Genomic DNA, 15796 nt, shown 5'->3' with positions numbered 1-15796 from the left:
ATCAGTACACGTCTGCACCGGGTCGATGCGCTACAAGGGGAACACCTGATGTGTACTTGATCGTTGGAGCGCTGTCAGCTCGGGCTACGCCATCACCGGGATCGTGCTCGATCAGCGGACCTGATCGACTCGTGACCCGAGTGCCCTGCTGTGTCGTCACCGCCATGGCCAGCACCCCGAATTCGAATCCAGAGTAGCGCGTCTTACTAAATAGGCGACCTGTCTTAGGCTCTGCGCGTGCCCCAGGGCCAACTGCGGAGATATACACGTCGTGACCCTCGTCGCCGGTGGCGAAGAAAGTGACCTGCCGCTCGAAAACCAGACCGTCGAACTGCCCGTGTAGGTCGATGATGATCTCAGCACCGACCTCGACGGCAGGATGCAGGACCTCAAGACTCCCGAGGACCAGCTCACCGACCCGCTTGAGTGAACCGTCGGCGATGCGGACGCTGATCTTTGCTGTTCCTGCCCTGACCCGACCGTCCTTCACCCAAGAATTGAAGACATCATCCCGTGGGTAGGACCCGATCGTTACCTCGTCCGCCGTCACACCAATCGCCTCCTGCCCAGGTGGTGGCCGCGACGTTCCACCCTTCACTGAACCCTAACATCAGCCATCCTGATCGTGCTCGGCTCGGCATACTGAGAAACGATGTTTGACGTGCACCATTCGTTCGACATCACCAAAATCGTCAGCGCCGAACCCCATGACGAAGACTGTGAACCTCCGTCCTTGCAAGGAAAGTCCTTCGGGACACTACTTGAGGCCGATTTCGGCTGGTATGCAGTTGAGGGATTTACTTTCCCAGGATCAGGATTTGAAGTTTTTGACTCCCTTGAGCGGCTCCAACTGAGCTTTCTTGGACTCTGCCAGCCGCACCACCGTGCCACTCGGTTCATGGAAGAACGCCAAGACCGTCTCAGCAATGACACATTTGCTCTTTGTAACTGGATCAAAAATGGCGTAGGCAACAGTGAAGCTGGCGCCCTTGATGGCGCTGACCCACACCTCAACAACCGCCGGAATATTGCGGTAGTTCAACGGGGCCAAGTACTTCACCCGGTGCTCCACCACCAGCGCCTGGATGTCCTGCGCAAGATCGGAAAATATTGGCAAGGCCACCTCCACTCCCGGTAGCCCGGTGCCAGCGGGTTGGCCAAAGGCGTGCACACGGGCCTCTTCCAAGATCCGCAGGACCTCTACATTGTTAATGTGCCCATAAGCATCCATGTCTGCCCAGCGCAGGGGGACATTGAGCGTAAGCCGCACTCCGGCGTCGGGCATCCCCTCAGGCACTGCCATGAGTGGCGCTCCTTTTCTGTTTTTGATCCTGCCATTCTCGGTTCAAGATGGCATAGTGCGCCAAGGTGACCCATTCACCCTTGCTCCAATCCGACTCTACAAAGGTGGCCTCCAAACGCATCCCCAGCCGGGCCATTAGCGCGGACGATTTTTCATTGCGTTCATCACAAATCCCTTCGACCCGGTGCCAACCAAAGTGGTTGAATGCCATATCCAAGGCCGCAGTACACGAAGCGAAGGCGATACCCCGGCCCTGAGCTGCCGGGCTGAATACGAACCCAATTTCACCACGGCGCCAGTTCTCGGCATCCCATTTGAGCAACACCTCCCCCACCACCTCCGACGACGGCCCCTCCTCCACAGCAAGGTCCAACCATTGCCCAGGGATAGTCAGGCCCTGTTGGGCCACCATGGAGGAGATTGTCAGCTCGGTGTCTGCCAGTGTCTGCGGCTGGTGCGGGAGATAACGGGCAACCTCTGCCATTGATCTGTAGCCATTCACAGCAGGGATATCGCCCAAGGTAACGGGTCGCAGCCGAACATCACCCCGCACGAAAGGGTAGTTGGGCTGAGTTGCTACCGGGATCTTGGAGGTGTCAGCTTGCATGTACAGATACTAGTGCCGAATTCGCGGCAAACAGTCAGAGTGGTTCGGTAGCATGTGGCCATGCCTGCCGTTCCGCTTACCCGCCGCCGTGTGGAACTTGTCTTAGTTCCCCTAGTGGCCGCCTTTTGCATGGCCTTCATCATTGGTGCCATAGTTCTTGACAGAGATTCCGGGCCCTGCCCCGCTCCCACCTGGAACAACCAGCTCACACTCTCGCTGACGGGCAACGTTGACGCGGGTGCAGTGACTGCCTGTTCCGGAACGGAATGCGTCCCACTGCCACCCACCTTCGCGAAGAGCTCGGCAAAAAATTCCGGCATGCTGACGCAGCAAAAGGATGGGTCCTGGCTCTTCAAAGTTGCTACAAATCCGCCCAAAGCTGTCACGTTCCGCGTTTATGACAAAGCGTGGAACGTTGTGGCTGCTCAGTCCACCGCCCTTAACTGGACCCGTATCTCAGGTGATGAGCGCTGCGGCGGACGCATGGCTTCCATCAACGTGGTGCTCAACGTCCCCTAGGCGCATGGCTTGCTAGTGGCCGCCGAAGAAGCTCTACCGATTCACGAAGTAGATCAGCACTCCCGCAGCCCACGTTCCGGCAGCCAGCGCGGCGAAGCCAAATTCGGCCAAGATCCCCAACCCGGTGGCTTTAAGCGCAGCCACGGATGAGGACACTGCCGGCTTGAACTCCTTCTGGCGGGCAAATTCCGAGAGGAACAGCCCTGCCGCAAAGCCCAACAGCAACCCCACCACGGGAACCACAAAGAAGCCCACAACGCCGAGCGCCAGGCCAATGACCACCGAACGGCCGGGAATGGACCGCTTCTTCATTGCCCTGCCCGTCAGCACGGCGCTGGAGGCCATACCCGAAGCCACGAGGGCCAGGCCCACACCGAAAACAATCCAGCTTACCGGGCCACCCACCGCTAGCGCCCATACCAGCAGACTCACCGCAATGAGCATGCTGCCGGGCAGCACCGGAACAATAATCCCAACGGCACCGACAGCAATAGCGAGCCCACAAACCACTGTCCAAACGATCTGCGCATCCATAGAGCAACTCTCCCAGCCGCGGTGGTGACTGACTATTTTATAGAATAAATTTATGGGGAACTATAGCATTATTATAACGTATTCTCTATAATGGATATATGAGTATTCCGGAGATTGACCCCGGAGACCGGGGCCCTGAAGCCACACAGGATGTGGCTTCAGCCCTTCGCGCAATTACTCTTCCTTCCATTGAACCCTTTGGCACTGACAGTCCTGCCCTTGAGGGTCTACCCGCCTATGTTCCGGCTCCTTTTCAGTCTCCTTCGCAGGAACCACGTTCAAGACTGAGCGTGGCCCGGACTGTCTACGATTCTGCGGTAGCCGCGCTAGGTGCCATGAAATGCCTTGAAGACGGGGTGGCCGCCTGCAAGGCCGCTTTGGTGGCCCAGCTCATGGGGGCAGCCGCCGTGGAAGGTCAGTCAATGTCTCTGGATCCGTGGCAGGCGGGAATCTGCGAATCCAGCGCCCATAGTGAGCTCGCCTTAACCCTGTGCATCCCCGAACGTACGGCAGCTACCTTGGCCCACCACTCCACGGAATTGTTCAATAACCATCCCTTGGCCTTCGCGCAACTGCAGGCCGGGGCCCTCTCCGCCAGGCACGCGTGGATCATTGTGGATGAGGTGGCAACGCTCCTTGAGACCCCCGGCATAACGGCCGCTCAAACAGCTGCCTTTGAACAGCGCCTTCTGCAGCTGGCACCAGGTTCCAGCGCCGCCAGTTTTGCGCCAAAAGCCAGAAGGACCAGAGAATCACTCCATCCGGCAACCATCAGCACGCGCAGCAAAGCCGCCCACGCAGCACGGTCCATGACCTTGGCGCCGGGCAAGGACGGCATGTCCTGGCTGACACTTCACGTTCCATCGCTGGCGGCGGAAGGGATCTGGGTCAAGTGCACCCGGACTGCCCGCGCTCTCAAGAACCGTCCGCGAGCAGGAGGGGATCTAGGCCGGGATCTGGGCGGAGATCTGGCAAGCGGCGCTCTGGCCGGTGACACTGAGAACCGCACCTTGACGCAGCTGCGCGTGGATGTTGCCGCAGCTTTGTTGCTCGGGCAGCCGCCGCTTCCTGGTTTTGGCGCCGAGGACAGCGCCAGCATCACAGGGGCAAGCAGCACCCCTCCAGGCTCGCAAGCAAGGCCCAGCGGGTATGCACACGGGTTGGTGGACGGAATCGACGAAAACGCTTCGCAGGAATATCTGGATCAGCTGGCAGCGCTCCAAGCCAACCTGCCAGTTGCTGACCCACCCCTACCCGAAGCGACGGTCCTGATCACTGTGCCCTTCTTGGGGGCCTTGGGCATCACCCATGAGCCCGCTGAATTAGTAGGATCCGAGGCCTGTTCCGGGCCGGTTTCACTGCACATAGCCCGCAAGCTGCTAATCAACGCGGGCAGTTTCCTGCGTGTACTGACCGATCCGGCCACGGGTGAACCTCTAGGGTTGCATCCGGAGAGATACCAGCTCCGCGAAGCGGACAAGGCAGTGCTGCGGGCGCTTGTTGGCGGCTGCTACTTTCCGGGTTGCCCCAATCCCGTCATGGATACGGAAACCGACCACCTGTTGGCTTACGGAAACGGCGGGCAGACCTTACTGGAAAACCTACGTCCCGCCTGCAAACGTCACCACGCACTTCGGCATTACAAGGACGATAAAAACCGGCACGGAATCTGCCGCAGCATTGACGATCCCGATCGTCATAACATTCGCCTGCGCGGCTGGACCCCCACCGTGGACTGTGGCGGGAGCGTTGACTGGGTGGCACCATCGGGCAGGAAGCACCGCACCCGGCGCAAGGACCATCAGCGTCCCTGTTATCCCACGTGGCTCGAGAAGCTCCTGAACCCATCCGCACCTCCCGCTGTTGCACAAGAAACTGCGCACGGGACCTCACAACCTGCAGCATCCGGGACGAATACCGAAAGCAACGCCAGCCCACTCGAGCAACTCCTCGTCAGCTACGTCAAGAAGCACAATCACTGACAAACTTAAACAAAGGGGCGGCTTGTGCATCAGCACAAGCCGCCCCTTCCTAGCTATTTACAGCTACGTTTCTATTGAGACGTTGGTATTACCATCGTCCTTTAGTAGCGGCGGCGGCGCACCAAACGGTTGCTTACAATGACGCCAGAACCGAACATCAGGACCAGCAGGGCCCCAATGACGGATGCATCCATGCCCATGGCGCCTGTCTTCGCCAACGCACCAGCACCAGTACCAGTACCAGTACCAGCTAAAGCGCCTGCATTGTTCTCAGGCAACACAGCACCTTCGGAGCAGCCAAGGTTGAAGCTCAAGGCATCCAGTGATTCCCCTGCTGCATAGAAATCAGCAAACGGCGCAACCCCGCTGGCTGCGAGTGTGGTCTGGACGGCGGTTCCGGAGTACATGGTCTCCGCAGTGTTCAGTGCGGCGCCGGACAGATCCAATGTTGCCAAAACCACCGAGTTGTAGGTGGTGTTGGCACCGGGCTTTGCTCCAACAGTTGCCGATTCCAAGGAACGGCTCACCACATCTGCCTGCAGCGTGCCAACGTTGCCGTCCATGACCAAGGTCAATTTCTGCATTGTCACGGACAGGACCGGGCCGGATCCGTAATCGTGGCCCTGGAAGCGGACAACGCCGTCGAAGACAACCTCACCCGTTCGCTTGCCGGCATCAATGCTGCCGGCACCCTTGGTAAAGGTGAAGAGCTGGTCCCACGTTGCGGGAGAACCGTTGAAAGTAATCTGACCCTTGGCAATGTTGCCGGTGATGTACTTCCGGAAGGATTCCTTGACTCCCCACGTCAGGGTGCCGCCCACAACCTTGCCATTGCTGCACTTCGCATCCGCATTTAGGCTTCCTTCTGGAGCCTGCGTCGGTTTGTCAGTCACTGGCGGTGCCGTGGGCTTGTCAGTGGTGGGCGGCGTGATCGCAGCAGCTGTAATCTCTAGGGCTGCCGAAGCTTTCTGCACCCCACCAGTCTGAACAACCCCGTGAGCCAATGTGGCTACTTCAGGAGCAGTTGCTGTGGCAGTGACGGTGTACTTGCCTGACTTCTGCCGGGCGGGAACAGTCCACTCGAGTGAGAAAGCTCCGTTGGCATCAACCAGCAGCTGCTCTGCAGGAGCCAGGCTCCGCACCTCGAAGCTCAAGCCATCAAAGGATGTGCCCACCGGGTAGAAGTCAGCGAAAGCCGGCACCCCTGCCTTGGTTAGGACCGTGGCCAGATTTTTACCGGAAACGCCCTCATTGCCGCCCGTGACTGCAGTGGTATCGATTGAAACCAGGGCAACGTCAGAGTACTTATTCAGCTCGCCGTCCAATGACTTGCTAGTTGCATCGGCCAGCAAACTAGCAGCTTTGACGTCCACGCGGAGATTACTCAAGGTGACTTGAAGCGCACCGTCGTGACCCACCATGGATACCGAGCCGGCAAAGCTAGCAATCTTGTTCGCAGCATCGAAGCTGACTGCCGGGAAGTGGTAAGTGCCGTCCGGGTTGTCCGTGGCGCCACCATCCGTGACGATGGTGCCCTGTGCGATGGAGCTGCCCAAGTAGTTGCGGAATGATTCCTTAACACCCCACTCCAGTCCGCCGACGGCTGCGGAGGGAGCCCCTGGCGCAATCTCTTCACCATTGAGGTCAAAGGCAAGTGTGCTGCCCGGGGCAAAGTCAGCGCCTGTGAGTTTGACGGTTTTGCCCGCGTCAACGCTGGCCGCATCGAGAGTCAGAGTCGGTTCGTTGGCAGGAACTTCGGGCTCCGGGACGTTCGGTGCTGAGGCATCGGCCCAGGCTAGCTTGACGAATTCGTCTTGACTGCGGTCCGCGGAGTAGTTGTGCTCAATGTTGTCAATATCCAACGGTGAGGAAAACGTGGAAATGTAGAGCGTGTTGTCGATGGCATTAAAGCCACCATTTTTGAATACTGTTGTTACCGAGAATTCCACCGGACCGAAGGTTCCGTCTGGATCCACCTTCAGCCGAACAGCGTTCTCGTAGGACTCCGGCACCCTGTCAGCACCGGGGCCCTGAGCGGTTTCTGCAATATAAATCCAGCGGTCTTTTGTGTAACCAGAACCGGACACCATGACCTTGCTAGCATGCTTGAGGCCCGTTGCCGGCTCAACTTTCAGAGCAGGCTTGGCAACGGGTTCTGCAGGCTTGCCAACGGTGATTGGTGCGTAAAGTTCCTGCGCAGCATTGCTCGTCCCACCCGCAGGGTAGGTGTAAGCACCAAAATTTCCAGCCTCAGGCCACTGAACTTCACCGTTCTTGTCAGTCTTCTTCGCCACCGTCAGCGTCGCAGTGAAATTACCCTCAGGGGAAATCTCAACCCACTGATCACTAACAACCTTCTTGTACGCCGCTGGAACTGCATCAAGCGCAACCTGACTCAAAGCCCACAACTGATCCCCCACCACACGAGCAGAAGAAGGAGCCCCCTCAGACGGCCGCCACTTATCCGCGAACTTACCAAACACCACATACACACCCGCCGGATTCCCAGCAGCAATCGGCGGACGCGAACCAGCCGGCGCAATATTGGCCTGCGGATCAAAACCAGATCCCTTAACAACAACCTTCGTACCCTCAGCAACAGGACCACTCAAAACCGTCACACCATCAGCAGCAAACACCTTCAACTCAGGCGTAAACACAGGAACAGGCTTGCCAACGGTGATTGGTGCGTAAAGTTCCTGCGCAGCTTTGCTCGTCCCACCCGCAGGGTAGGTGTAAGCACCAAAATTGCCAGCCTCAGGCCACTGAACTTCACCGTTCTTGTCAGTCTTCTTCGCCACCGTCAGCGTCGCAGTGAAATTACCCTCAGGGGAAATCTCAACCCACTGATCACTAACAACCTTCTTGTACGCCGCTGGAACTGCATCAAGCGCAGCCTGACTCAAAGCCCACAACTGATCCCCCACCACACGAGCAGAAGAAGGAGCCCCCTCAGACGGCCGCCACTTATCAGCGAACTTACCAAACACCACATACACACCCGCCGGATTCCCAGCAGCAATCGGCGGACGCGAACCAGCAGGCGCAATATTGGCCTGCGGATCAAAACCAGATCCCTTAACAACAACCTTCGCACCCTCAGCAACAGGACCACTCAAAACCGTCACACCATCAGCAGCAAACACCTTCAACTCAGGCGTAAACACAGGAACAGGCTCCTCCGCTTCGGTCACTGTCAGAGCCGCAGCCCCGCTGTAGACAACACCGCCTGCGTTGGTGAACGCGGCACGGTATTGGTTGCCATTCTCGAGCGCCGAGGCAGTAATGGTCAGTGTGGGGCTTGAAGCCCCAGCAATATCAGCCCAGTCCGCGGAGCCAGCGGCAAGAACCTGCCACTGCAGCGCATCATGCCCGGTGGCGGCGGCCGTGAATGTCACCGGAGCGCCACTCTCCACTGCCTGCGCAGCCGGCGACGCGGTCACCACCGGCACCTCAACGGGAGCAACATAGGAAACCGCAAAACTTACGGGGTCAAAAGGATCACCCTCACCGTAAAAGGATGCAAACGCAGGAACTCCACCGGCGGTCAATTTCGCAGGCAAAGCAGTCCCACTGGCTTCACCGTCCGCCACGCTCGCACCAGCGCCCAGGGTGGTGAGGTCCACGTCGTCGTAAGTCACCATTGCGGTGCCCACGCGCGACTTGCTCACCACATCAGCTACCAGAAAGCCACGCGCCAGGTCTAAACGAATGTCCGAAATCTCGACGGCGAGCTGCCCCTCATGGGCAGAATAACTTACTGACCCGCCAAAGCTGACAAGTTGCGCGGCAGGGTCAACAGCCGCGGCCGGAAAATTGTAGGTACCATCAGCGTTTTCGCTAGCCCCGCCGCCTAGTGTTGTTGTTCCCCCGGCAAAAGACATCTTGAGGTAGTTGCGGAATGATTCCTTAACTCCCCAATCGAGACTGCCAGCACTCACTTCAGGGGTGGCCGGTGCGGCAGAAGCTGCCGGGGCGCTCACCACCACGGCGCCTCCTGTCATGGCGAGTGCGGCAAGGACGGCCAAAGGCCGCCGCCACCAGAGGCCTCGTTGTTGCGATGTCATGGTCTTCCTCTGTGATCGGGGAGAATTTCTTGTGGAATTGGGCTGGTTCATTTCCCACCTCGACGCCGGGTGGTCATGACAACGGCGCAGCCGCCCAGCGCCAGCAGCACTGCGCCACCAGCAATGTAAATGCCTGTTGTGGCACCCGTTTTTGCCAGGCCACCCTTGGCTGCCTTCTTCTCGCCGCTCTGCCCGGCGGCGTCGGCGACTGTACCGGCGCCCTTTTCCGCGGCTGCGGCCCCGAAACTAATGGGAACCATGACATCAGCGCTGCGGTCTGCACTACGGGTGTGATCTGCGCGAGTGGCAATGACGCAACCATTGGGCGCCGTGGCCGGATCTTGACAACTCGTCAACGCATCGGCCGCACTCACAGCCAACGAGACAGAGAATGAGCCCTTGCCTCCGCTCTGGGAAAACGGCTGCGCAAGTCCCTGACCATAGGCCGGAGGGTTGGAGGAAATCCACAATGAGCTGCCGCTCCCACCGGTCATATCTACACCGCCGAGGCATGGCGAGGCTACAACGCCGGGACCATTATTGACGCAGACACCCACGTAAATGCCCTTGCTCAGATCGAAACCGGCACCGCTGACCTGCACGGAGTCTCCTGCCTCGGCCAACCCTGTTGACCTGTCCACAGTCAGCGACTGGCCGCTGGGCCCACTGCTCGATGCTGCAAACGCACCAGCACCTGACGCCAGAGCCAAGCCGCCTGACAGCACTAAAACACCCAGAATGCGGGTGAGGCGCGTTTGAGCACCCCTTTGTGGCACCTGTGCCACATCGCGGCTGGTGATTCCCCTCATGATCCTCCTTGTTGGGGGCCTGCCCGGAAGCAGCCCGCCATGCGCACGGAACGAACTGTCCGTGCGCATGCTGTGATGACGCAATATCGCGTTGATTCTTTGGATTCCCGGCGAAGCATGTAGCAACTTTTCAGGCACGCACATTACGCAAGATTAGATTGACCTAAACATAACCTAACCTAGGGTAGGCTTAGTTAAGAAAAAGGACGGTTTACGGCTTGCTGCGGACCGGCTTTTGCACCGTCGCCGCCTCTCTCTGGGGAACTAATGACTTTTGCTTTTCAGCCCTTTGCTGCGCCCGAACGCCGATCAAGCGCCCGGAAACACTCTTTTGCAACGCTCGCGTCAGTGGTGTTGCTTTCCTGGCTTGTCAGTGGATGCGCTCCCGCAGCACCCGGCACTAACGGCCCGGCAGACTCCCCCAGCGCGGCCACCTCCACAACCGCGGCTCCTGTGTCCGCATGCACGGACGGCACAGCCGGCAAGCTACCGCTCCCCACCGAATGGCAGGCAGTAAGCACAAGCCCGGGCGTCTCAGCCGGCAGCACAACCTCTACCAGTTCCACTCAGGCGGGCCCCACAACAGTTGATACATCGGGGATCACCCTGCCCATGGTGGCCACCACCCCCACCCCCGCACTCCCCACCACCGTGCTTTCTTGCGACGGGGTGCAAGTGTCAGTTACAGATGTGAGCCGAATCGTCACCATTGATTTGCACGGCACGTTGACTGAAATTGTTTATGGGTTGGGCTTGGGAGCCAACGTCATTGGCCGGGACCGTGCAGCAGACTTCCCGCAGGCGAAAAATGCCACGATTGTCACCCCCACAGGCCATGATCTCAATGCCGAATCTATTACCGCACTGAACCCCAGCGTCATCTTCACTGACACCACCATCGGCCCGCTGGAAGTACAAGAACAATTGCGGGCAGTAGGCATCCCGGTAATATTTTTTGACCCGTCCCGCACCATGAACGGGGTCAGTCACCAGATCACCGCCGTTGCCGGGGCCCTGGGTATTCCTGACGCCGGCGTTGAGCTCAACAAGCTGGTTGGCGCGGACATGGTTGCCGCACTGAGCATGGTTCCCCGCGACGCTACCCCGGCGCGCATCGCTTTCCTGTATGTACGCGGCACCGCTGGCGTCTACCTCATGGCGGGCCCCGGATCCGGCGCCGATGACATGATCAAGGCTGCTGGCGCTGCCGACGTCGGAACAGACATTGGCTTGAAGATGCCTTTTACTCCTCTCACCTCCGAAGCTTTGATCAAGGCCGCCCCTGACGTGCTGCTCCTTATGTCCGGAGGCCTCGAAAGCGTGGGTGGAGCAGAAGGCCTATTCAAGATTCAAGGCATTGCCCAGACGCCTGCCGGAGCCAACAAGCGTGTGATTGATGTGGCCGATGGCACGCTGCTCAGCTTCGGCCCCCGCTCAGGCCAAATCATCAAGGCACTCTCTCAAGCCATCCATGGAAACTCCGAATGAGCACAAAAACGTCCACCAACACCACGGAGTCCGCCGCCGCACAGCTAGAAATTAGCAAACCACCCAAGCCCCGCAAAGCCCCAAAGAAATCTAGAGGTAGAGCGAAGGACCGCCTCATCCTGGGTGTCCTTTCGGCGGCACTGGCCATTACCGCCATCATCGCCGCCGGCACGGGACAACTGCACATTGCCCCCGTGGAAGTCATTGGCAGCATTCTTCACGGCATCAATAACTGGCTGCAGGGCTGGCTGGACTACTTCGGCACCGGACTGAGTGCCCCCTTCGGCGGAGCACCGCTTCCGGAACATCCTCGAGGCTATGAAACCCTTTGGTCAGTCCGTTTTCCCCGCGTCGCCTTGGCCATGATTGTCGGTGCCGCACTGGCGTGCTCGGGCACCGTCATGCAGGGAGTCTTTGGCAACCCGCTGGCGGAACCTGCTGTGGTGGGGGTGTCCTCCGGCGCAGCTGTGGGGGCCAGCACCGCCATAGTGACAGGTCTGGCCACGCACGGGAATTGGGTGGTGGCCATCTTCGCGTTCATGGGCGGGCTCATCACCACTTTGCTGGTGTACAGCCTCTCGCGCAGCAAGGGCCGCACTGAAGTGGTGACGCTTGTCTTGACGGGTATTGCGGTGAACGCCTTCACGTTCGCAATGATCGCCTTCTATACCTATGTTGCCGATCCCAACGCCCGTGACCAGCTCATCTTCTGGCAGTTGGGCAGCCTCAACGGAACCAGTTGGATCAGTGTTCTCTCCGTGCTGCCACTGTTAGTTGCCGGCTTGGTCATGGCCTTTTCTGCGGCCGGAAAACTGGACTTGCTGGCACTGGGAGAACGCTCGGCCAGGCATTTGGGTGTCAATGTGGAACGGCTTCGCATGAGAATGATTATCACGGTAGCCCTGCTAGTGGGGGCAGGGGTGGCCTTCACTGGGATTGTCAGCTTCGTGGGACTCGTGGTGCCGCACTTGATCCGCATCATCGCAGGCCCGGGCCACAAACTACTCCTGCCCGCCAGCGCCTTGGGCGGCGCACTCCTAGTGTTGCTGGCCGATCTTGGAGCCCGCACCCTCGTCACGTATTCAGACCTTCCCCTGGGCATGTTGACGGCACTCATTGGCGGCCCCTTCTTCTTCTGGCTCCTGCGCCGGACCCGCAACGAACAAGGAGGCTGGGCATGAGCATGTTGGATGTTTTCCGCGCCCCGCCCACAGAGATTCCGGACCCTTTGATCCCCGGCGAGGTAGCAATAGTGGCCACCGGCGTCTCCGTAGAGCTGGGTGGCAAGAGGGTGCTCAACAGTGTTGACTTATCCGTCATGGCCGGGGAGGTACTGGCCCTGGTGGGGCCCAACGGCGCCGGAAAGTCCACGCTGCTAGCCGCCTTGGCCGGCGATCTAGAGCTAGAAAGCGGCCAGATTGAACTCTCCGGCCGCCCACTGCACCAATGGCGTGCACAGGAGTTGGCGCTGCGACGGGCCGTGCTCTTGCAGCAGATCCAGCTCAGCTTCCCCTTCAATGTGCTTGAAGTGGTCCAGATGGGCCGCGCCCCTTGGTCCAACACGGCAGCTTCCCTGCACGACGACGAACTCATCACCGCTGCCATGGCCGCCACTGATATCAGTGACTTTGCCCAACGGCGTTTCTCCCACCTCTCGGGTGGCGAGAAGGCTCGCGTGGCGTTATCGCGGATACTGGCCCAAGACACCGCTGTATTGATGCTCGATGAGCCCACCGCAGCCTTGGATCTGCGGCACCAGGAATTGGTGCTCCAAGTGGCCCGCGCTCGTGCCGCCGCCGGCCGCGCCGTGGTGGTTGTGCTCCATGATCTGAATCTGGCAGCTGGCTATGCCGATAAGGTTGCGGTTCTAGAGAAGGGCCAGCTGGCCGCCCTTGGCACACCCGAAGAGGTGTTGACGGAGGAGATCCTCAGCCGCGTTTACCAACACGGAATCGATGTCATGGCCCATCCCGTCACAGGCCGCACAATCATTTTGCCGCGCAGGTAAAGCGCAGCTAACAAGCCCCAGACCTTGGGCACGCCCTTACTCTGCAGTGCCCGCGGCCGCAGCCAGGCATTTCACAATGCCCGGGTTAGCAGGCTCCCAGCCTAGACTTTCACGGTGAGCACAGTGCAAAAAATCAGCCCCGAGGCGACTAGTCGCCAGGACGCCCGGGATGGGCAGGACGCGGCGGCCGTTCCGCCCGGTACGAGACCCCGCATCTCGGCCGGACTGCGGGAGGTGGCTGCCTCAGCCCTGTCCCTGTCTGGACTGGTAGGCGCCATGGCCTTCGTGGTGTATTCCATGTTTTCCTGGCTGCAGTGGCAAAGCTTCACCGTCCGGTCCTGGGATCTGGGTATCTTCACCCAATTAGCCAAGGACTACGCAAACTTCCGCCCGCCCATTGTGAGCCTGAAGGGCGATGGCTACAACCTGCTCGGCGATCACTTCCACCCCATACTGGTGTTGCTGGCCCCGTTTTACAAGCTTTTCCCCAGCGCTTACACCTTGCTGGTGGTGCAGAACATGCTGCTGGCTATTTCCGTGGTGGTTGTTGCCCATTTGGCCATCAAACGGCTGGGCAGGATCACCGGCGCATGCCTGGGGGTTGGTTACGCCTTGAGTTGGGGGCTGCAATCTGCCGTGGACTCACAGTTCCATGAGATTGCTTTTGCTGTCCCGCTGCTGGCCCTATCCCTGGTTGCACTCTTGGAGGAAAAGTGGCGTTCCGCCTGGATATGGGCCTCGTTGCTTGTCTTCGTCAAGGAGGACCTGGGGCTGACGGTGTTTGTCATTGGCCTGGTCATGGCGTGGCGAGCCCGAACCGCCGCCGGCCTCTGGCTCTCAGCCTGGGGTGTGGGCTGGTTCGTGCTGACCACCAAAGTCATTCTGCCCTCGATGAACCCCGGATCCGAATGGGCCTACCAGAGCCAGCTCAACATCGCAGGCCTCTTAAAAGACCCCGCATCCCTCTTCCAGCCGGACAAGGTCACCACAGTGCTGCTCCTGGCAGCCATCACCGCCGGCCTCTGCTTGTTTTCACCACTAACACTGATTGTCCTGCCCACTCTGGCCTGGCGCTTCCTCTCGGAACTCCCCGTGTACTGGGGGCAGGAATGGCAATACAGCGCCGTCCTGATGCCAGTGGTTTTCATTGCCGCCATTGATGCGCTGTCCCGGCGAAAAGTCCTCTCCGGCACGCGGCTACGGTTGCTGCTGGGCACCACCATCATGGTCATTGCCGTGGTTCTGAGCAGCCAGTACGCCTTTGAAAAGTTGGCCGACCCGGCCAAAAACTTCCCGCTCACCACGGCAGCTTCCTCACAAAGCGCCTTGGCCGCCGTGCCGGATGGTGTCACGGTGGAAACCGATATTTCTCTCATGAGCTATTTGGTGGACCGCACCGAAGTGTATTGGATTGGCAACAAGAATCCGGTCCCGGACTACGTTTTCTTCGACGTTTCCGGCCGCCCCGGCCTAGCTGCCACCGCCATCGCCCAGGAGGCGGAACAGCGCTTCCCCGGTACCCGCTTTGTCACTGTTTATGCGGACGCTCACTACCAAGTTGCCCGCAAGGAGTAGTACCCCTTCGGGAGGAAGAACGACGGCGGCACGTGAGTGCCGCCGTCGTTCTTTGGGTTAAGCGTGTGGCTTGTTAAGGGCGTGACTTGTTGAGGGTGTGACTAGGCAGCGGCCGTGCGGGCAGCGTCCAAGTCCACAAATACTGCCCGGTTGAGTTCGAAGGAATTCGAGGCGTGAGCTAGGATGGAATCCTTTTGTTCCCGGGTGAAATCGGTGGTGTCCAGGAGGGTGCGGTAAGCGTCCTTGTACGGCTTGGGTTTGGCGATCTGATCGAAGGCGTAGAAGTTCAGGCCCTCATCGGCAATGCCGTAGTGGCGCTGGACCATGCGCTGGATGATGAGCCCGCCGGAGAGGTCGCCCATGTAGCGCACGTAGTGGTGGGCCAGCAGGAACTCGATTGATTCGCGGCCCAGAGTTGAGAGTTCATCGGCGTAGGTGCGGGTGGCGGGCACAATGGTGATGCGCCCGTCAGCAAGCTGCGCCTCCCAGTCGGCGCCGTGGTGGTAGGCCATATCGCGTTCCAGTGCTCCAACGCGGGCCAGCTTCGGATCGATGAAAGCACCCAGCTGGGGGTGGTTTACATGGGAAGCCAAGGCAGCTTCCAGGGCGCGGTAAATGATCAGGCTCTGATCCAGCAGGCTGATCAGGGCGGCAGCATCTAAAGTCCCACCCATCAGCTCGGCCACGAAGCTGGAATCCTCTGCCGCCGCGTGGGCTGCCGCGGTGTGAGTTTTAAGTTCCTGCGAGAGCTCAGCAGCAGTCTCGGGTAGAGCGGATTCAACTGCGGGTGCAGACATGGCAAACTCCATAATTAGATTAAGTAAGCCTTAGCTAATCAAAGATAGTGACAGTCTGTCAAGATCTTAACGACACAGTGTCACTCAAATTGCTCAGAGGGCCGCAG

At 59.4% G+C, this 15796-nt stretch carries 13 protein-coding genes; 6 read left to right on the top strand and 7 right to left on the bottom strand.

The annotated features are described in order from the left end of the window. Position 1: 1 nt before the first annotated feature. The 3 genes from RY113_RS05890 to RY113_RS05880 all read right to left on the bottom strand — a co-directional run bounded on the left by RY113_RS05890 (position 2) and on the right by RY113_RS05880 (position 1910). Positions 2-490 (bottom strand): hypothetical protein, encoded by a 489-nt coding sequence (locus tag RY113_RS05890; protein WP_315913863.1) that lies wholly within the window; start codon positions 488-490, stop codon positions 2-4. Between the two features lie 321 nt (positions 491-811). After that, the gene (locus RY113_RS05885) at positions 812-1303 is read right to left on the bottom strand and encodes a thioesterase family protein (protein WP_245932072.1); all 492 of its coding nucleotides are present in this window, start codon (positions 1301-1303) and stop codon (positions 812-814) included. Next, the gene (locus RY113_RS05880; protein WP_110105260.1) at positions 1290-1910 is read right to left on the bottom strand and encodes a GNAT family N-acetyltransferase; all 621 of its coding nucleotides are present in this window, start codon (positions 1908-1910) and stop codon (positions 1290-1292) included. The genes RY113_RS05885 and RY113_RS05880 overlap by 14 nt, the downstream gene beginning before the upstream one ends. Before the next feature lie 60 nt (positions 1911-1970). On the opposite strand from RY113_RS05880, the gene RY113_RS05875 reads away from it, so the two are divergent. Continuing rightward, a complete protein-coding gene (locus RY113_RS05875; protein WP_110105261.1) occupies positions 1971-2429 on the top strand; it encodes a hypothetical protein in 459 nt (152 codons plus the stop codon). Positions 2430-2462: 33 nt separating this feature from the next. Here the strand turns inward: RY113_RS05875 and RY113_RS05870 are convergent, their stop codons facing one another. Then, positions 2463-2963: a DUF456 domain-containing protein gene (locus RY113_RS05870; protein WP_110105262.1), complete on the bottom strand. Its 501-nt coding sequence runs from the start codon at positions 2961-2963 to the stop codon at positions 2463-2465. A gap of 98 nt (positions 2964-3061) precedes the next feature. Between RY113_RS05870 and RY113_RS05865 the strand changes: the two genes are divergently transcribed. Then, a complete protein-coding gene (locus RY113_RS05865) occupies positions 3062-4945 on the top strand; it encodes an HNH endonuclease signature motif containing protein (RefSeq protein ID WP_315913862.1) in 1884 nt (627 codons plus the stop codon). Between the two features lie 101 nt (positions 4946-5046). Here the strand turns inward: RY113_RS05865 and RY113_RS05860 are convergent, their stop codons facing one another. Further along, positions 5047-9012: an HtaA domain-containing protein gene (locus RY113_RS05860; RefSeq protein ID WP_315913861.1), complete on the bottom strand. Its 3966-nt coding sequence runs from the start codon at positions 9010-9012 to the stop codon at positions 5047-5049. 47 nt (positions 9013-9059) lie between these two features. Next, positions 9060-9821 (bottom strand): hypothetical protein, encoded by a 762-nt coding sequence (locus RY113_RS05855; RefSeq protein WP_315913860.1) that lies wholly within the window; start codon positions 9819-9821, stop codon positions 9060-9062. 267 nt (positions 9822-10088) lie between these two features. Here RY113_RS05855 and RY113_RS05850 point away from each other — a divergent pair, with 267 nt between their 5' ends. From RY113_RS05850 to RY113_RS05835, 4 genes are all read left to right on the top strand, one after another. Then, complete coding sequence (locus RY113_RS05850; RefSeq protein WP_315913859.1) at positions 10089-11309, top strand: ABC transporter substrate-binding protein; 1221 nt, start codon at positions 10089-10091, stop codon at positions 11307-11309. Beyond that, positions 11306-12490, top strand: coding sequence for an iron ABC transporter permease (locus tag RY113_RS05845; RefSeq protein ID WP_110105267.1), 1185 nt, complete (start codon positions 11306-11308; stop codon positions 12488-12490). Before RY113_RS05850 ends, RY113_RS05845 begins: the two co-directional genes overlap by 4 nt. Further along, complete coding sequence (locus RY113_RS05840) at positions 12487-13317, top strand: heme ABC transporter ATP-binding protein (RefSeq protein WP_315913858.1); 831 nt, start codon at positions 12487-12489, stop codon at positions 13315-13317. The genes RY113_RS05845 and RY113_RS05840 overlap by 4 nt, the downstream gene beginning before the upstream one ends. 114 nt (positions 13318-13431) lie before the next feature. Next, positions 13432-14892 carry a DUF2079 domain-containing protein gene (locus RY113_RS05835; RefSeq protein WP_315913857.1) on the top strand — a complete coding sequence of 487 codons (1461 nt, stop codon included), beginning with the start codon at positions 13432-13434 and terminating at the stop codon, positions 14890-14892. Positions 14893-14993: 101 nt separating this feature from the next. Here the strand turns inward: RY113_RS05835 and RY113_RS05830 are convergent, their stop codons facing one another. Next, complete coding sequence (locus RY113_RS05830) at positions 14994-15689, bottom strand: biliverdin-producing heme oxygenase (RefSeq protein ID WP_315913856.1); 696 nt, start codon at positions 15687-15689, stop codon at positions 14994-14996. Between the last annotated feature and the right edge of the window lie 107 nt (positions 15690-15796).

It is taken from the genome of Arthrobacter sp. lap29 (assembly GCF_032458965.1).
Classification (GTDB): Bacteria; Actinomycetota; Actinomycetes; order Actinomycetales; family Micrococcaceae; genus Specibacter; species Specibacter psychrochitiniphilus.
Note: the sequence above shows the minus strand (reverse complement) of the source record. Positions and strands in the feature narration are given on the sequence as shown.